Source organism: Prevotella sp. 10(H), assembly GCF_000711235.1.
Classification (GTDB): Bacteria; Bacteroidota; Bacteroidia; order Bacteroidales; family Dysgonomonadaceae; genus Dysgonomonas.
The window spans coordinates 37,779-56,058 of the sequence record NZ_JOMI01000003.1 but is presented as its reverse complement, the minus strand read 5'-3'; the positions used below and the strand labels follow the sequence as shown (position 1 = coordinate 56,058).

General features: G+C 38.4%; 20 protein-coding genes. 5 read left to right on the top strand and 15 right to left on the bottom strand.

All coding sequences use genetic code 11. The features are described 5' to 3' along the window. Positions 1 to 110: 110 nt before the first annotated feature. Positions 111 to 545 carry a DUF5606 domain-containing protein gene (locus K348_RS0105560; RefSeq protein ID WP_029903779.1) on the top strand — a complete coding sequence of 145 codons (435 nt, stop codon included), beginning with the start codon at positions 111 to 113 and terminating at the stop codon, positions 543 to 545. 144 nt (positions 546 to 689) lie between these two features. On the opposite strand, the gene K348_RS0105555 is transcribed toward K348_RS0105560, so the two are convergent. The 10 genes from K348_RS0105555 to pyrH form a co-directional block, all read right to left on the bottom strand. Next, on the bottom strand, positions 690 to 1,844 hold the full coding sequence (locus K348_RS0105555; RefSeq protein ID WP_029903777.1) for an OmpA family protein: 1,155 nt from the start codon (positions 1,842 to 1,844) through the stop codon (positions 690 to 692). A 35-nt stretch (positions 1,845 to 1,879) separates the two neighbouring features. After that, entirely contained in the window at positions 1,880 to 2,977 is a 1,098-nt protein-coding gene (locus K348_RS0105550) for a GDP-L-fucose synthase (protein WP_029903776.1), read from the bottom strand. Positions 2,978 to 3,000: 23 nt separating this feature from the next. After that, the gene (gene gmd, locus K348_RS0105545; protein ID WP_029903774.1) at positions 3,001 to 4,155 is read right to left on the bottom strand and encodes a GDP-mannose 4,6-dehydratase; all 1,155 of its coding nucleotides are present in this window, start codon (positions 4,153 to 4,155) and stop codon (positions 3,001 to 3,003) included. 170 nt (positions 4,156 to 4,325) lie between these two features. Continuing rightward, on the bottom strand, positions 4,326 to 5,519 hold the full coding sequence (locus K348_RS0105540; protein ID WP_029903772.1) for a peroxiredoxin: 1,194 nt from the start codon (positions 5,517 to 5,519) through the stop codon (positions 4,326 to 4,328). 18 nt (positions 5,520 to 5,537) lie between these two features. Next, positions 5,538 to 6,962, bottom strand: a complete 1,425-nt coding sequence (gene cls, locus K348_RS0105535) for a cardiolipin synthase (protein WP_029903770.1) — start codon at positions 6,960 to 6,962, stop codon at positions 5,538 to 5,540. A gap of 68 nt (positions 6,963 to 7,030) precedes the next feature. After that, a complete protein-coding gene (locus K348_RS0105530) occupies positions 7,031 to 7,423 on the bottom strand; it encodes a hypothetical protein (RefSeq protein ID WP_029903767.1) in 393 nt (130 codons plus the stop codon). Between the two features lie 5 nt (positions 7,424 to 7,428). Further along, complete coding sequence (locus tag K348_RS0105525) at positions 7,429 to 7,794, bottom strand: DUF2809 domain-containing protein (protein ID WP_029903766.1); 366 nt, start codon at positions 7,792 to 7,794, stop codon at positions 7,429 to 7,431. A gap of 8 nt (positions 7,795 to 7,802) precedes the next feature. Then, the gene (rsgA, locus tag K348_RS0105520; protein ID WP_029903764.1) at positions 7,803 to 8,729 is read right to left on the bottom strand and encodes a ribosome small subunit-dependent GTPase A; all 927 of its coding nucleotides are present in this window, start codon (positions 8,727 to 8,729) and stop codon (positions 7,803 to 7,805) included. A gap of 100 nt (positions 8,730 to 8,829) precedes the next feature. Beyond that, complete coding sequence (frr, locus tag K348_RS0105515; RefSeq protein WP_029903762.1) at positions 8,830 to 9,393, bottom strand: ribosome recycling factor; 564 nt, start codon at positions 9,391 to 9,393, stop codon at positions 8,830 to 8,832. Between the two features lie 25 nt (positions 9,394 to 9,418). Next, positions 9,419 to 10,129 (bottom strand): UMP kinase, encoded by a 711-nt coding sequence (gene pyrH / locus K348_RS0105510; protein ID WP_029903761.1) that lies wholly within the window; start codon positions 10,127 to 10,129, stop codon positions 9,419 to 9,421. A 397-nt stretch (positions 10,130 to 10,526) separates the two neighbouring features. Between pyrH and K348_RS0105505 the strand changes: the two genes are divergently transcribed. The 4 genes from K348_RS0105505 to K348_RS0105490 all read left to right on the top strand — a co-directional run bounded on the left by K348_RS0105505 (position 10,527) and on the right by K348_RS0105490 (position 13,019). Beyond that, on the top strand, positions 10,527 to 11,237 hold the full coding sequence (locus K348_RS0105505; RefSeq protein WP_029903760.1) for a hypothetical protein: 711 nt from the start codon (positions 10,527 to 10,529) through the stop codon (positions 11,235 to 11,237). A 64-nt stretch (positions 11,238 to 11,301) separates the two neighbouring features. Next, the gene (locus tag K348_RS0105500; protein ID WP_029903758.1) at positions 11,302 to 12,081 is read left to right on the top strand and encodes a peptidylprolyl isomerase; all 780 of its coding nucleotides are present in this window, start codon (positions 11,302 to 11,304) and stop codon (positions 12,079 to 12,081) included. A 1-nt stretch (position 12,082) separates the two neighbouring features. Beyond that, positions 12,083 to 12,436 carry a cupin domain-containing protein gene (locus tag K348_RS0105495; protein ID WP_029903756.1) on the top strand — a complete coding sequence of 118 codons (354 nt, stop codon included), beginning with the start codon at positions 12,083 to 12,085 and terminating at the stop codon, positions 12,434 to 12,436. After that, positions 12,429 to 13,019, top strand: a complete 591-nt coding sequence (locus K348_RS0105490) for an NUDIX hydrolase (protein ID WP_029903754.1) — start codon at positions 12,429 to 12,431, stop codon at positions 13,017 to 13,019. The genes K348_RS0105495 and K348_RS0105490 overlap by 8 nt, the downstream gene beginning before the upstream one ends. Here the strand turns inward: K348_RS0105490 and K348_RS0105485 are convergent. From K348_RS0105485 to lpxA, 5 genes are all read right to left on the bottom strand, one after another. Next, positions 12,995 to 13,498, bottom strand: coding sequence for a pyridoxamine 5'-phosphate oxidase family protein (locus K348_RS0105485; RefSeq protein WP_029903752.1), 504 nt, complete (start codon positions 13,496 to 13,498; stop codon positions 12,995 to 12,997). The genes K348_RS0105490 and K348_RS0105485 overlap by 25 nt on opposite strands. Before the next feature lie 49 nt (positions 13,499 to 13,547). Then, the gene (locus K348_RS0105480) at positions 13,548 to 14,501 is read right to left on the bottom strand and encodes a helix-turn-helix domain-containing protein (protein ID WP_029903751.1); all 954 of its coding nucleotides are present in this window, start codon (positions 14,499 to 14,501) and stop codon (positions 13,548 to 13,550) included. Positions 14,502 to 14,726: 225 nt separating this feature from the next. After that, positions 14,727 to 16,532 carry a translational GTPase TypA gene (typA, locus tag K348_RS0105475; RefSeq protein WP_029903749.1) on the bottom strand — a complete coding sequence of 602 codons (1,806 nt, stop codon included), beginning with the start codon at positions 16,530 to 16,532 and terminating at the stop codon, positions 14,727 to 14,729. 123 nt (positions 16,533 to 16,655) lie between these two features. Next, the gene (locus tag K348_RS0105470; RefSeq protein WP_051697646.1) at positions 16,656 to 17,339 is read right to left on the bottom strand and encodes an FkbM family methyltransferase; all 684 of its coding nucleotides are present in this window, start codon (positions 17,337 to 17,339) and stop codon (positions 16,656 to 16,658) included. 146 nt (positions 17,340 to 17,485) lie between these two features. Then, a complete protein-coding gene (gene lpxA / locus K348_RS0105465) occupies positions 17,486 to 18,271 on the bottom strand; it encodes an acyl-ACP--UDP-N-acetylglucosamine O-acyltransferase (protein WP_029903745.1) in 786 nt (261 codons plus the stop codon). Between the last annotated feature and the right edge of the window lie 9 nt (positions 18,272 to 18,280).

Genomic DNA, 18,280 nt, shown 5'->3' with positions numbered 1-18,280 from the left:
AAATTAACTGTCATTTTTCGCGTTAAAGATATTGTTATTATAAGCTTAAACGCTATTTTTGTCGCTTGGTTAATTATAATCCATAACAATAATATTAAAACTAAATTTCTATGCTAAAGAAAATCTTATCTGTTTCCGGCAAGCCGGGCTTATATCAGCTGGTTTCAAGCGCAAAAAACATGGTGATAGTAGAATCATTGATAGATGGCAAGAAAATGCCAATACATGCGCGCGACAAGGTAGTTTCTCTTGGAGATATATCTATCTATACAGAGACAGATGACACTCCGCTGAAAGAAATACTGACATCAATCAAAAATAAAGAAAATGGGGAAAAGGCATCTATCAGTCCTAGTGCAAAACCTGAAGAATTAAAAAAGTATTTTCAGGAAATACTACCGGATTTTGATAAAGACAGAGTATATCCTACCGATATCAAGAAGATCATAAGCTGGTATAATATTCTGACAGGTGCAGATATAGATTTTGAAAAGGAAGAGAAAGTGACCGAGGAAAGTACAGAAGAAATAACCACTGCCGAATAATTATCTATAGAAATTTATCAATAACAAAAACTCAGGCTTATTCAGTCTGAGTTTTTTATTTTGTTTAATGAAACTCAATAATAGAAAAAACAAAAGAGGCAGGATAGTTCCTGCCTCTTTTTATTTTGTAATCTCACTCAAATATTATTGAGCGATGAAGATTGCAACGCGGTTCCAAGCATTTTCAGCATATGGTTGTTCTTTGTCGCCTTTCCATTCTACAGTTACACGGTTGCTATCGATGTTATATTTCTTAATCAACTCGTTTGCTACGTTTTTAGCACGTTTTTCAGAAAGTTTTTCATTGATAGAAGGAGTACCTGTTTTTCTGTCAGCGTAACCTACAACTTTAACTTTAGCGCTAGGATTATCTTTCAGATATTTAGCTGTGTTAAAGATGCTAACTTCTTGGTTTTTATCGATGTTAGCGCTACCCAGACGGAAGAATACTACGTTAGATACGAATGAGCCTTTAGTTGCTTCTGGACATTTAGGACAATCTTTAACAACTTCTTTGATAACTTCTTTCGCTGGTTGATTGCGAAGTCTGTCATTTTCCTGACGAAGTTGGTTGATTTGTCTGTTCAGGTCATCAAGAAGAGGTTGATCCATTAACAAAGCTTCAGAGAAGTCTGTTTTAGAACCTACTTTGAATACTAAACTTGCAGATGCAGCAACAAGGCCATCATAAGAATTTGATCCTCCATGATTAAAAGATTCTTTAAGAAGCATTGCTGATAAATCGATATCCAAAGCTACTCTTTCAGAGAATCTAAATTTATTGATAATACCACCGTTAATAGTGAAATTTCTTTGTTTTCCACCTGGGTGTGTTTTATCATCTAATTTATAATCCCAACCGATACCACCACCAATACCTATATAAGGGATTAGGCTGTAAACACGTTTCTCATTGTATCTACCTAAATAATTAGTAACATCCCACATTACATCTGCTTCTACAGCAAAATATTTGTTGTGAATCATGTCTGTAGCATTGTTTTGGAAATTGTGTAAAGAACCACCTTGGAACTTCAAACGACCTCCAATGTATGGATTGTACCATTTCCCAACTTGAATTGTTGGAGCAACTGTCAATCGATTCAAGAAATCAGCATCTCCGTTATCATCTCCGAGAACGAAGTTAGCTCCGGCACCAAGACCGATAAACCAGTTATCCCAAAAACCGTTACGCGCAAAAGTCGCTTTACGACCTTCCTTAGTACTAAAACCACTCTCCTGAGCAGAAATAGTAATAGTCGCAAAAACTAAAACTAAAAGTAAACTTACTTTTTTCATAATCAATCTTTTAAATTATAATTAAACACTATTTATTATTCTACTATATACTTATTATACCATAAATACATTTTGTTCAAACCATCTTCAATATCGACTGTATGCTCCCAACCTAAAGAATTAATCTTTGAGACATCTAATAATTTTCTCATAGTCCCATCAGGCTTTTCCGTATTAAACCTCAATTCACCTGAGAAATTCACTAATTGTCTGATAAGAGTTGCCACATTTTTGATCGATATTTCAGAACCTGTACCAATGTTTATATGTGTATTTCTAATTTCTTTACCTTCTATAACACTAGTTAAGTCTAAAAAGTTTACAGATTCCATTACAAAAACTGTTGCATCAGCCATATCTTCGCTCCAAAGGAATTCTCTCATAGGAGTACCAGAACCCCATATTTCGACCTGAACTATATCAGAGGCTTTCTGTATCCCATACTTTTTAAGTATTTTAAGAATATCTTTTTCTGATGACTTTCCTGAAATACCTTCGATAGGCCGTGTATCAAGATCTTTCTTTATTGTATTCCAGTCATTCAATTCAAGACACTTCGCTAAGTGAATTTTCCTTATCATCGCCGGCAGGACATGCGATGTTTCCAAATTGAAGTTATCATTCGGACCATACAAATTGGTAGGCATTACTGCTATAAAATTCGTATTGTACTGAATATTATAACTTTCACACATTTTCAAACCAGCAATCTTTGCTATTGCATATGGTTCATTTGTATATTCCAAAGGCCCCGTCAGCAAGGCACTTTCTTTCATTGGCTGAACGGCCTCTTTTGGATAGATGCAAGAACTCCCCAAAAATACTAATTTTTTCACATTATTTATATATGATTGATGAATAACGTTATTTTGTATCATCAAATTCTCATATATGAACTGTCCTCGATATATATTGTTAGCTACAATACCCCCAACTTTGGCAGCTGCCAAAAACACATATTCAGGCTTTTCTCTACAGAAAAAATCAGCTACGGCATTACTATTTGTCAGATCTAATTCCTTATGTGTCTTTAATACAAAGTTAAAGTATCCCTTTTCTTTTAAATTTTTGAGAATTGCAGAACCTACTAATCCTCTATGCCCTGCTACATATATCTTAGCATTTTTTTCTATCATTATTCTAATGTCCTTTCTCCTTACTCAAAGTAATTCAGAATTCGATACCCACCGTTTTTTAAGAATTCTTCTTTTTTCATTAACTCAATATCATGCATTACCATATCATGACAAAGAGCCTTCAAATCATATGTCGGTTCCCAACCTAATTTGGTACGGGCTTTTGTATTATCACCAATTAATATATCTACTTCTGTTGGCCTGAAATAAGCAGGGTCAACACCCACTACCACTTCTCCTATTCTTTTTTTAAAGTTTAAGAGATGCTCTTCTCCAACTATTTTTGTAAAGATATTCTCATTAATATTGGTTATATATCCTTCTTCTTTTTCATCCACTCCCCTGAACATGACATCAATACCTAATTCAGAAAATGACATTTTTATAAAATCCCGAATGGTTGTCGTTACACCTGTAGATATCACATAATCATCAGGGGTATCTTGTTGTAGTATCAAATACATCGCTTTAATATAATCCTTTGCATGCCCCCAATCCCGCTTACTGGATAAATTCCCCATATAAACTTTCTTTTGAAGGCCAAGGGCAATACGTGACACAGCCCGTGTAACCTTTCTTGTCACAAAAGTTTCCCCTCTTAAGGGCGATTCATGATTAAACAAAATACCATTGCTGGCATGCATACCGTAAGCTTCTCGGTAGTTTACAGTTATCCAATATGAATATAATTTTGCCACTGCGTAGGGACTCCTTGGATAAAAGGGGGTTGTTTCCTTTTGAGGAATTTCCTGTACTAAGCCATATAACTCTGATGTAGAAGCCTGGTATATACGCGTTTTATTTGTTAAATTCAACAGACGTACTGCTTCCAAAATCCTTAGTGTACCTATTCCGTCTGCATTAGCAGTATACTCAGGTGTATCAAAGCTAACTTTAACATGACTCATAGCTGCCAGATTATATATTTCATCCGGTTGAACATCACCGATAATTCTAGTGAGATTCATACTATCTGTCATGTCACCATAATGGAGAATCATATTTCGGGTCTCCTCATGAGGATCCTGATATAAATGGTCTATACGATCCGTATTAAACAAAGAAGATCTTCTTTTTATGCCGTGAACTACATAGCCTTTCTTTATTAAATATTCGGATAGATAAGCTCCATCTTGTCCTGTAACGCCTGTGATGAGTGCAACTTTTTTGCTCATAAAATTTACCTAATAAATTACCTTATTAAGATTTACTATTTCAGTGATTATTTTCTTCTATTTAACTCTATAAATTTAAGCCTGGTTTCCCAAACAGAACATACAAGCCACAAAGATATAGTTTTTTTAACTAATACAAATAAAAAAGCCCTTTATTTGGCTTTTTTTGTTCATTTTTCCTCATCAATATTGCTACTGAAATCAATATCAGATATTAAAGCATATCGTTTAATAACTATTCCTTTTTCATTCAATAAGAAAAATGTCGGAGTACTCATTATTCCGTAATTTAAGAAATTGGGCCCTGCAAATCCTTTATAGTCGCATAACTTATCTGAATCGGGCCATGGAAAGCGTTTTGCTTCTTCTGTAAACGTTTTTTTATTACTATCTGAAGATATCGAAACAATTCGCACATTTTGTTCTTTGAGGTCTGCATATTTCCTTATTAATTGCCCGAGCTGTTCATGACAATTGGGGCAATCAGGCTGGTAAAATACCAGCAATATCCTGTTAGCTTTCGAGTCTTTTAAAGAAGGCTTTAATCCTACGATTTGCGGGGCTACAGTTCCCTTACGTACTTTTGCCAAAGCGAAGGCATCGAATATCCGTCCTGTAGGTACGGCAATTCTTCCCGATTCTTCTACATAGGGTACTATTATATCAAAAGCATCGTCCCAACCGTATTGCTCTGTAATAACAATAAGATTATCGGCCAGATGCTCAAAAACTTCCTGCGATTTTATGCGCTTAAGTAAACGAACCATATCATCCCCCAACAATTGCTGATCCTGAGTTAATTTAGTCAAGCCGTCTATGACATTATACCAGACACTGCTAGTATAAAGTTCTTCCAAGTCAAGATCGTTCAATGCATACAGCCGCAGATTAGCCTTCTCCATCAGATTGGCTCCTGATGTAGTCGCCCGATTAAGCTGCCCCAGATAACGTATCATATCTATAAAGCGTGAAGCATAAAGAGTGTTATCTTTTTCGGGCTGTTTTCCGTCCTGTATAATAGAATAAAGATATTCATTCTCTTTAGAGTCCTGAAATATATATTTCTGATCTTCTTTCTGCTTTACCGTAAAATTTTCGTGATTGATAATCAGATTAAAAGGCTTGCTTCCGTCGATTTGCAAAGAACCCATTCCTGCGTAATCTTTATCTTTTTCGGGAATATTGATAAGAATATCTCCAGTAGTCGACACAATTCCCGTTTGTATTGTATCCTGTTCGATACCTTTGCTTAATATAAATGAATAGCCTTTATTAGCTTCCTGCGGCAATGATATGCTGATTTTCTGAGCATTCAGCAACAAGGGAGCTATATATAAAAGGAAAAATAAAAACCGCTTTTTCATTATAGTTCTCATTAAAAGTTATAATAACGGTGAAAACAACCTCATAACAGATTCTTTAAATTTCTCAAACCGCGACCGCTTATCCCATTCTTCTGCAATAAGTAATGTAGAACATTCCATATCTCTGAAAAATATCTCTTTTGCCTTATTGCATGTATCTTCGTTATAAATAAAAGCATCTATTTCGAAATTATGCTCGAAACTCCTCACGTCCATGTTAGCCGAACCGGTTATGGTCAGTGAATTATCGATAATCATAAGCTTCGAATGTAAGAATCCTGCTTCGAAGAAAAAGACACTTACTTTTGCATCCAGCATATCTTTCAGGTACGACATCGATGCTATATGCACAAAAGTAGTATCCGAATGCCTGGGTAGCATCAGCCTCACATCAACTCCGCGCATCGATGCCATTTGCAGATTAAGAAGTAAGGCATCAGTAGGCACAAAATAAGGTGTCTGTATATAAATGCATTCCTTGGCATTGGATATTGCCTGTAAGATACCGAGATGGATATCTTTAAAAGGGCCGACCGGGCCGCTGGTTACCATTTGTATAAGGTTATTACCTTTATTCTCCAATATAGGATAATACATATCCGAAGCCAAAAATTCTTTACGGGAAGAATACCAGTCGATCAGAAATGACGTCTGTAGGGCTGCCACCCCTTTTCCCTCTATCTTGATATGGCTATCGCGCCATACACCGAATTTAACCCCATTAACATATCTGTCGGCGACATTCATCCCGCCTACAAAGCCGACTTTACCGTCTATTACTACTATCTTTCTATGATTACGGTAATTAACACGGCTGGTAAGAAATTTAAATGCAACTTTCAGGAAAGGCTGCACCTCAATACCCTGAGCCTGCATATCTTTAAAAAAACGACGCTTTGCTTTCCAAGAGCCGACATCATCGTATATGAGCCGTACTTCTACACCTTCAGCAGCTTTACGGACAAGGATGTCACGTGTTTGACAGCCAATTTCATCATCCAGAAATATATAATATTGTATATGAATATGCTTTTGGGCTTTCTCAAGTTCTGCAAATAGCGCTTCGAACTTTTCATTCCCGTTGGAATAGAAAGTCACACTGCTCCCACCATATAACGGTGCACTTTTCAGTCTGTTCAGTAAATTAACGAGGCTTTTATGTTCCGCCGGAGGATTCAGCGTTTCCAACAATTCTTTCCGGCCAATAGATCGCCGGTTAAGCTTCTTGTACATTTTATGGGATATCAGACGCTGTTTGCGACTGTCTTCTCCGAAAAAGTAATAGATGATAAGGCCTACCAAAGGTAGTAACAATAATATTAGCACCCATGAAATGGTTTTCAGGGGATTCCTGTTTTCCGAGATAACCACAATCATCGCCCCCAATGCTGTAGTGACGTATAGTATCTGGAAAATAAGAATAATATTATCGGTTGCTTCCATCGGTATATAAATGGCTTATAGCCTCAAAGTTAAAATAAAATCCGTGTTTTGATAAATTTATATACTGATTAATTGTTTTCATCGAGCCTGCGGAGTATATCCTCGCGCAATATGACTCTGTCCCAAGAATATGTAGAATCGGTATTCTGTAGAAATTCCACTATAGTAAGAGCCTTACGCAAATCCTTTTTATTCTTATCTATAGATAAATCGTATTGCATCATTAGAAGCCGGGGATATTGCTCGAGAAGTTCCACATCGGGAATCTTGCTTATCAATTCTTCTGCCGTATCGTATTCGAATGTGCTGTAATGAGTATTGAAAAACTCAAATGATTCTTTTAATAAATCCTGTTTTTGCGAATCGGTCAATTGTTCGTCCTTGTTGAGCATCTGGTTAATTTTTTTCATCAACTCTTCCAATAACCGTATTAAGTAGTCTTTTTTCCTTTGTTGTAACATATGTTTTATTTTTTCCTGTCAATAAAATAACAAATGACACCTCCGACCGTATAGCATAACATATCACCCCATGTAAACGACGAACCGATTATTGTACGCATCACCTTGTTATCCTGCAAATTGAGCACCTCTACCAGACGGAAATACTGAGCCGTTTCTACAAGATATGCAAACAGTACCACGCCGATTACAATATATAAGGCTTTTGTCTCTATAAAAGTTTTCACAAAGTAGTACATTAGTATCACAACCAGTATATCGCCACCGTATGGACGGATGAAACTATCATTGACAAATAATGCAATAAGAACTTCGACTATAAATATAATGATAAAAATCAGGAATGATTTCGGGTCAAATCTCCATTTCATTTGTAAAGTTATTTTCGGTATTTCTCGTCGGCCTCCTCTTCCATCATACTCAGGTATGACTTGTACCGGCTTTCGCTTATATAATGTTTTTCCACGGCTTCACGCACAGCACAATCGGGCTCATTGATATGAATGCAGTTGTGGAAACGGCAATTCTTCGAGAACTTAAATATATCGGGGAAAAAGTGAAATATCTCTTCTTTTTCCATGTCCACTGTACCAAATCCTTTTATTCCGGGAGTATCTATGATAAATCCTCCTTCGGGCAACTCTATCATTTCGGAAAAAGTGGTAGTATGCATACCTTTTCCGTGATATCCGGATATAGCTCCCGTTTTCAATTTTGTATCGGGTATCAGAGTATTAATCAGTGTGGATTTGCCTACACCTGAATGTCCCGAAAACAATGTGATTTTGCCTTTTATCCTTTCCTGCAATGCTTCAATACCTTCGTTGTGTAAGGCTGATATTTTTATGCTGGGGTAACCGATATGGTCATAAAGGGATATCAGCGCATCCATATATTCGCTCTCCTCTTCCGAATATATATCGGTCTTATTAAAAATCAGGTTCACGGGCACACGGTATGCTTCGGCCGAAGCCAGAAAACGGTCGATAAAGACGGTAGATGTAACCGGATGATTTATGGTAACAATAAGAAAGCAAAGATCGATATTTGCAGCCAGTATATGCGACTGCTTCGACAGGTTCGACGAACGGCGGATGATATAATTTTTACGGTCTTCGATCTCCGTTATCAGAGCTGTACCTTCGTTATTTTCGACAATATGAACGCGGTCTCCCACTGCAATGGGATTAGTGCTGCGTATCCCTTTCAGACGGAAATTGCCTTTTATCTTGCATTCGATATTTTGTCCGTCATCGGTACGAACCAGATACCAGCTCCCTGTATTTTTTATTACCAGACCGTTCATTTACTAAATATGCTGATGAATCAATATGCCAATGTGCCGATGAATAACTGCTGATATTTCATCGGCACACTGGCACATTAAATAATTAGTACATTGTTTTTTATACTGTCAATATCTCTTTTTCCTTTAGCGCAAAAACTTCATCTATCTTCTTGATATATTTATCGTGAAGTTTCTGCATGTCGTTTTCTGCATCTTTTCCCAAATCTTCGCCCACACCCTCTTTTACGGCTTTCTTTATGGAGTCGATAGCGTCGCGACGGGAGTTCCGTACACTCACTTTTGCTTCCTCAGCTTCCTGTTTAGCCTGCTTAACAAGCTGCTTACGGCGTTCCTCTGTCAATGGAGGAATAGTAAGGCGGATTACTTCCCCGTTGTTATCCGGTGTAATTCCTACATCAGAATTAAGGATAGCCTTCTCTACTTCCTTCAGCATTTGTTTTTCCCAAGGCTGCACAATTATTGTCCTTGCATCGGGCGTATTGATAGATGCCACTCCACTCAGCGGAGTAAGTGAACCGTAATAATCGAGTTTAATACCGTCGAGGATACGCGGATTTGCTTTTCCTGCACGGATGTGTGCCAGTGCTTCATCTAAAAATTCAACAGAAGCCTGCATTTTTTCTTCTGCCTTTTGTTGGATTTGTTTTAAGTCTGCTGCCATACTTTTATATTTTTAGTTTAAGTTTTTATGCATGTACGTATGTTCCGATATTTTCGCCCTGCATCAGTTTTTCAAGATTTCCGGGCGTATCCATATTAAAGACGACAATAGGCAGGTTGTTTTCCTTACACATAACTGTTGCCGTCATATCCATCACCTTTAGTCCGCGGCTATATACTTCATCGTAAGAGATACTGTCAAATTTGGTTGCTGTAGGGTCTTTCTCGGGATCGGCAGTATAAACACCGTCTACACGTGTACCCTTTAGCATGACATCGGCCTCAATCTCAACACCTCGCAATGATGAACCTGTATCTGTAGTAAAAAACGGATTGCCCGTTCCACAAGACAGAATAACGACTTCTCCGTTTTCCATCGACTCTATGGCTTTCCATTTACTGTAAATCTCTCCGATAGGCTCCATGCGTATGGCTGTGAGCACTCTGGCTTTTTGTCCGATTGCAACAAGCGCAGAACTAAGGGCAAGGCTGTTGATAACAGTAGCCAGCATACCCATCTGGTCGCCTTTTACCCTATCGTATCCTTTCGATGCTCCGCTAAGCCCTCTGAATATATTTCCACCACCGATAACGATGCTTATCTGTACGCCCATATCGGCCACGGCCTTTATTTGCGCGGCGTACTCATTGAGACGAGTTACATCTATACCATATTGTTGTTCGCCCATGAGGGATTCGCCACTCAATTTAAGAAGTATTCTTCCGTATTTAACCATGTTACTTTTATTATTACATGCAAATCTAGCACATTTTACTAAATTATGAAAAACAAATACGGGCGAATCGTTTTACAGTTTATTCCATCAGCAGTTTTTATGATAAAATTTTATCTATAAGGAGGTAGATGTTAGCCATTGGCTTTTAGCTTTTAGCTCTTTGAAATAGTATTTTAGTTACAAGTTACTTCGCCCTGCGGGCAGTTACAAGTTACAGAGTAATCATTTAAATATTGTTACTTTTGTTACTTTTTGAATTGAAAGCTAACGGCTAAAAGCTATCAGCTATAAATCCCTTACTTTTGTTACCTTTTAACTAAATATGGTTAATAAATGTAAAAGAATATCTTTTGACCGTTAATTGAAATCTGTGTATATTTGAAGAAAAAATATCCTTATGGTTATAAAAGGTCTTATTCTTGTTGCCGTCATCCTTCTGGCCGGCCTGTTTATGATAGTGGCTTTCTTTTGGGCCATTGTGAAATGGAATAACAGAAAGAGCAGGGATACAGGTTGTCTGCTGGCTATTCTTTTCCTCATTCTGGCTATTATCAGCGGCATTTTCCTTGTTTACAAAGGAGTAAATACGGTGATAGAAGAAGCTCCTAAAGTGAAGGATCGCGCAATACTATCTGCCAACGGGGTATTTACTACGTATTTCGAGGATTCTCCTTATATGAACAGCCTGAAAGATATGCAGCCGGCTGATTCCATTATACCCGATACATATTTTACCTATGGTGGCACCTTTAAGAAAAAATACCGGATACCTTTGATATATCCGTATTCGATAAATTCAAACAGGGAACCTGACTACGGAGCATTAAACGATGAAAGTGGAATTAAGAATATTTCGAAAGAACCCAACAGGGCAAAAAGGCTGATCTCGAATATTACAATCTTCGCCTTTGACAAAAACTTCCTGATCGCTAAAACTGTACCTCCTAGTCAGTCAGATATCAAATATATCATTTTCCACTTTGTAACAAAAGAAACCGAAGTATTTGATAATGAAACGGACATGAAGAGAAAAGCGCAAGAACTGGGATTTGACAACACAAAGTCAATGGAAAGAGTAAGCACTCACTACTATAACCTGATTAACTGATATAAAAGAAAAATGCGGTATGAGAAATTTATTGATTGGAATTATAATACTATTAACAACAACTATGTGCAACAATAAAGAGAAAGAACCAATTGTAGTCCTGCAAACGAGTTACGGAAACATAAAGATCAAATTATACAACGAAACACCGGTACATCGCGACAATTTCATCAAGCTTGCCGAACAGGGCTTTTACAAAGACCTTGCTTTTCACCGTGTTATCAAGGATTTTATGATTCAGGGCGGTGATCCTAAGAGCAGAAAAACGGAAAGTGAAGATGATCTTCTGGTCGTGGAAGAAAAGAAAATGGGCGATACCACTACTTCCGAGATAAAGTTTCCGATGTATTACAACAAAAGAGGCGCACTGGCTGCAGCCCGCTGGGGTGATGCAGAAAATCCGACGAGGGCATCCGATGCTTCGCAATTTTACATTGTCACCGGAGAACTTGCTTTCGACGAGAAGCTGAACGAGCTGGAGAAGACACGCTTCGAACGTCTGAAACAGCGCATATACAATAAACTTCAATCTGATAATAAGGATAGTATAAAGGCTTATTACAAAGAGGGGAAGCGTGAAGAGATAACAGAACTAAGAAACAAAATGCTGGCCGATGCCGAAAAAGAGGCTGAAGCTCGCCGAGAGGAAATACTATATACAGAAGCACAGCGTGAGTTCTATAAGACAAGAGGAGGCGCACCCCATCTCGATAATGAATATACTGTCTTCGGAGAAGTACTGGAAGGCATGGATGTAGTGGATAAGATACAGAATGTAAAGACAAATGAGAAAGATAAGCCTATTGAAAGGATTCTTATGAATGTGGTTGTTTTAGAGAAATAGGATGAAGCAAAGCAAAGAGTTTTTACTGCAAAAAGATATAACTACCGAAATACTAGGCAACGGAGTTTCACGTCAAATACTGGGATATAACGAAGACATCATGCTTGTAAAGGTAAACTTCGAAAAGGGGAGTATAGGTGATATACACAATCATAAACATGTGCAATCGTCATATATTGAAAGCGGTGAGTTCGAAGTGACAATAGGCGATGAAATGAGAAAGCTAAAGCAGGGCGATGGTTTTTTTGTTCCCTCGAATGTTTCGCACGGCGTTGTATGCACCGAAAAAGGAGTTATAATAGATACTTTCTCGCCTATGCGAAAAGATTTTACAAAGACTGATAAGAATGGATAAGAGAGATGATAAGATGGCTTGGAAAGTTCTGAAAAGCGACTATGTGGTAAAAGAACCATGGCTGACTGTAAGAAGAGAACATGTGCAATTACCTAACGGGAACGAAATCCCCGATTATTATCTGCTCGATTATCCGGATTGGGTAAACGTAATAGCCATTACCAAAGATCAGAAATTCATACTTGTACGTCAATACAGGCACGGATTGGGATATACATCAATGGAATTGTGCGCAGGTGTGGCTGAAAAGGAAGATCCGAGCCTGATGGTTTCCGCACAACGGGAGCTTCTTGAAGAGACCGGATATGGAAACGGTAATTGGTCATTGTTTGCAGAGTTATCTGTCAATCCGGGAACTCACACCAATATGACTTATTGCTTTCTTGCAACAGATGTGGAAAAATTAGCCGAGCAAAATCTGGAAGCAACAGAAGATATATCGGTTCATTTGCTCACTATCGATGAAGTAATAGAACTGTTACGCAACGACGGCATAAAGCAATCGGTTCAGGCTGCTCCTTTATGGAAGTATATTGGCGAGAAAGCTTTGGAGAAGCTTCAAAACTCCAGTTTGTCCTTGTAGTTGCGGGAATTCGGGTGGGGCACACCGAAGACTTTAGTTGAGATACTCTCTATTTCAATCTTCCATACCCTTACATTATTAACGGAAGGTGCAGAATAGGTGAAATGTCCGTCGGTATACTGACTCATGATAATGTCGAGTGCTTTTACTTTCTCATCGAAGTTCTCCTCAAAGACTACCTTACCGCGGCAAATAACACTACCGCCTTTCATACGGTAACTACAGGCCATTTCCTTATTCTGATAAGTAAGGGTCGGTTCAGTACAGAAAGTAATGCAGACATTGGGATTTTTCTCCAAAGATTCTATACTATTACCTTCCTGAGCCGAATGCAGGTAGATGATATCGTCTTTATATCCGAAGTTCATCGGAATAACATATGGCATGCCTGCGGTATCGATAATACCGACATAGCATAACTGGTTCTTTAATATAATCTCGTCAATCAAGGCCCGTTCCTCGACAGTCACTGTCATCATAATGCAATAATATTGAGTTCGGGGCAAAGATAATAAGAATCTGAAACGATTACAACAGGTCTATGATACTTCGCTGGTAATAGAAGTATTCATTCCTTTGCAACTCTCCTGATACGGATATCAATGTGGAAAAGCGTATCAGGGATTTCAGCCAGCGCTTGTGGTTTTCGCAAATCACAGGGTTTTCACTGGAAAGGAAATCGATGCAATAGAGTCCGGTCGAAGCAGACTCATATCCGAATCCGGTAAGGTAAGAATAAGTACAATCGAAAGAGATATGTGATACATAGATATCGAGTTTTTTTCCGGCCATCGACAGTCCGCTTATTGCACATTTCTCCATGTCATTGACCATCATATGTAAATCGCGCTTTATCTGGGAAACCTCCTCATTGGTTATCAATTCGAGGTTCTGGAAATATTTGACAATTTCTATATAGTCGGCAAATATATGCTTATCGAAGATTAAGACCGAATCCATGCCCTGTATTGTCATTATAGCCTTTTTTTGCAGTGTAAAAACTTCAGGCGGTATGTATATATTGGTCAGCTTCTTAGATACCTGTTGAGGATATAACTGATAGAAAAGTATGTATAAGTATACCTTACCCAAAAGTTCGTAGCGAAAAAGGAATTCTTGTGGAAGTGCTTTGTAGGCGCGGTATAAAAAACCGTCGGGATCTTTCCTTAAATATTCTACTCCGTCGATTATTTCATTCAACATACGGCAATAGTCCGCCATGGGATCTTCGGCAAACAATGCACTAAGATGAAAAGCATAGGTATTATCGTTCTTTGTGCCGATGAGTAGATCCATAGAAATATTCATCTTGCGGCAGATCGTTACTGCTTCTTCTAATGTAAAGGGTATTTCGCCTCGTAGTCTCCGGTAGGCAGCTTCTTTCCCGATAGGGATTATATTCATTAACAAATCTACCGTATTTCCCTTCTCAGGGGTATTTCTCTTCAGGGCTTGTATCAATTCTCCAGTTATTAAATCCATAAGTATAAATATCTGGTAAGATTAATTTATTGGGCATGTATCTTCGAATACAACATCTAAAGTACGATATTTTGAGTAGACGACAAAATAAAAAATGCTTAATCATGTAATAAATCACCGTATTATCACAATGACAGTCAATTACATAAGCATTATAATATAAAGAAAGCCCCTTTTATACGTTAGCTGTATAAAGGAGGCTTTTGTAAAACTATATCGCTTTGGTCAGCTATTATTCTTAGCCATCCGTTTACGGTCATTCTCATCGAGGTATATCTTTCTGAGCCTGATAGAATTCGGCGTTACCTCCACATATTCATCCTCCTTGATATACTCCAAGGCATCTTCAAGACTGAATATAATTGCCGGTGCAAGCCTTACCTTATCATCGGTACCGGACGCCCGTACATTTGTAAGTTTCTTCGACTTGGTAAGATTTACAACCAAGTCACCCTCTTTGTTGTGCTCCCCTACAATTTCCCCCATGTATATATCGGTCTGAGGTTCTACGAAGAAGCGTCCACGATCCTGCAGTTTATCCAGAGCATATGCAAAGGCATTTCCTGATTCGCTGGCAATAATAGAGCCATTGGCGCGTTTTTCGATATCGCCTTTCCATGGTTGGAATTCAAGAAAACGATGTGCGATAACAGCTTCTCCGGCAGATAAGGTCAAAGCTGTATTGTTCAATCCTATTATTCCACGGGAAGGGATATTAAATTCGAGATATACACGGTCTTTCTTACTGCCCATCATAGTTAGTTCACCCCGGCGACGGGTCACCAGATCGATTATCTTACTAGAGTATTCTTCCGGGAGATTGATTGTCAATAATTCTACAGGCTCATATTTTACACCGTCTATTTCTTTAATAATTACTTTCGGCTGTCCCACCTGCAATTCATATCCCTCACGGCGCATAGTTTCTATAAGTATGGAGAGGTGTAGAATACCACGTCCATATACGACCCAGCTATCGGCATTCTCTGTCGATTCTACTTTCAGGGCAAGGTTACGGTCGAGTTCACGCATCAGGCGGTCATGTATATGGCGCGATGTCACGTATTTCCCATCTTTTCCGAAGAAAGGTGAATCATTGATAGTAAAGAGCATGGACATTGTAGGCTCATCGATATCGATAGTTGGCAATGGTTCAGGATTTTCAATATCAGCAATAGAATCCCCGATTTCAAAGCCTTCGATACCGATCAGGGCACATATATCGCCGCATTGTACTTCCGATACTTTTGTTCTTCCAAGTCCTTCGAACGTATTCAGTTCTTTTATCTTAGTCTTTATAATGCTGCCATCCCTCTTGCAAAGCGATACATCCATATTTTCCCTGAGTTCGCCACGATGAACACGACCGACAGCTATACGTCCTACATATTTAGAATAGTCGAGAGACGTTATCAGCATCTGCGGCGTACCTTCCAGTATTTCGGGAGCAGGTATATATTTTACAATAGCATCGAGAAGAGTTGTTATATCTTCGGTAGGCTTATGCCAGTCCTCCGACATCCAGCCCTGTTTTGCCGAGCCGTAGATAGTAGGAAAATCCAATTGTTCTTCTGAAGCATCAAGGCTGAACATAAGGTCGAATACCATTTCATGAACCTCGTCAGGACGGCAATTCGGTTTATCAACCTTGTTTATTACAACGATAGGCTTAAGCCCCATCTGTATAGCTTTCTGCAATACGAAACGTGTTTGTGGCATCGGTCCTTCAAATGCATCTACGAGCAACAGGCAGCCATCTGCCATATTCAATACGCGTTCCACTTCTCCTCCAAAATCAGCATGGCCGGGAGTGTCTATGATATTTATCTTAGTTCCTTTATAATTGATCGATACATTCTTTGAGAGAATTGTTATCCCCCTCTCCCGTTCAAGATCGTTGTTATCCAGTATAAGTTCACCTGATGATTGATTTTCTCTGAAAAGTTGTCCGGCAAGGAGCATCTTATCTACAAGAGTAGTCTTGCCATGGTCTACGTGCGCGATAATCGCAATGTTTCTGATATTTTGCATAAATATATTTTGAGGGTGCAAATGTACTATTTTTTAGCCACATATCAATCAGAAAACAAGCTAAAAGGAAAGTCAATTTTAATAAAGATAGTTAGGGTTGTATAATGTCGCTGTATGAAAGACTTAAGAAGGTAGCTTAGGACTTTTTTTATGAATGAAAATATAATCCCCGTTAGTATTTCCTACAATATCGGCATTCGATGTCAAATGACCGTTATGTATTTTACAAGGAATATATTCCAGTTCAGCAAACAGTTCTTTAATAAATGATTCGTTGTCACCCCATACCTCCACCTGAACAACAGGCTTATATTTTGCAATGATATCTTTCATATCCGAAAGTACGACATATTCGAAACCTTCGATATCACATTTGATATAGTCGAGCTTATCGAGAGATGAAAACAGAACGGAAGGAATCTTCATCTTAGCATCGAAAGTAAATTCCTGCGCTTTAATGTCACCGTCTTTTTTCGAATCATAGACATGAGGCAAACCGGTTCGCAAGTATCCCACATTCGGAGAACATACCAGCGTCACATCTTTCTCTTCTTTTCCTAAAGCATAAGGATATAGTGTAATATTCTGGCGCTTACGGGCTTTTTCGTTGAAAATTTTGTTATAAAGCGCTATTGGTTCTACGGAATAGACTCTGCCGAATGAGCCGACTAAAGATGACATCAATATGGAGTAATAACCGAGGTTGGCTCCTATATCAATTACAGTATCTCCCTCATGTATGAGGTGCTTTATATAATAATGATATTCGTATTCTTTGTTATTCTTGAGGAAACCTAATCTATACATTACAAAAAATGATCTCTGCAAAAACCGCAAGTAATTCTCAAGGCTTAAAAAGCGGAAGATAATTCTTTGTATTTTATTCTTCATTTGATTGTAAGATAATCGACTTAAGGAGCCTTCATTAAAGGCCTTCCATCTCCGGAAAACTTTTAACCCATATATCCCCTTACGATTCCACGGGCAGAACTTTTCACGAAATCAACAATCAGTCTCATCTCTGCAGTTTCTTCAAAATCCTTCTCTATCTTATTTATTGCATCCGTGAAGTTATATCCGGATTGATAGATTATACGGTATATTTCCTGTATCTCGTTTATCTTTTCATTTGGATAACCGTTTCTCCTGAGCCCTACAAGGTTAACCCCGGAATAGCATACAGGCTCACGCCCTGCAATAATATATGGTGGGATATCTTTTCCCAGACGGGTTCCACCCTGTATCATCACATGAGCGCCAATGCGCGAAAACTGGTGAACAAGCGTTCCTCCGCTCAATATGGCATGATGCTCGACTTCTACCTCACCTGCTAATTGGGTAGCATTTCCGACTATAACATAGTCACCGAGGATACAGTCGTGTGCGATATGGCTATACGCCATCAAAAGACAGTTGCTGCCTACTTTTGTATATCCTTTGGATGCAGTACCCCTGTTTATAGTAACGCATTCCCTTACAGTAGTATTATCTCCTACAATTGCCAGACTATCTTCCCCTTTAAATTTGAGGTCTTGCGGAGTACCTCCGATAACCGCACCGGGAGAAATCCGGCAATTCTTACCTACACGTGAACCTTCCCTTATGTTTGCACCTGACATAATAATTGTACCATCTCCGATTTCTACATTTTTATCGATGAACGAAAATGGCTCTATAGTAATATTTTCACCTAATATTGCCTCGGGATGAATATAGGCTTGCTGGGATATATTTGACATGATTGTTTA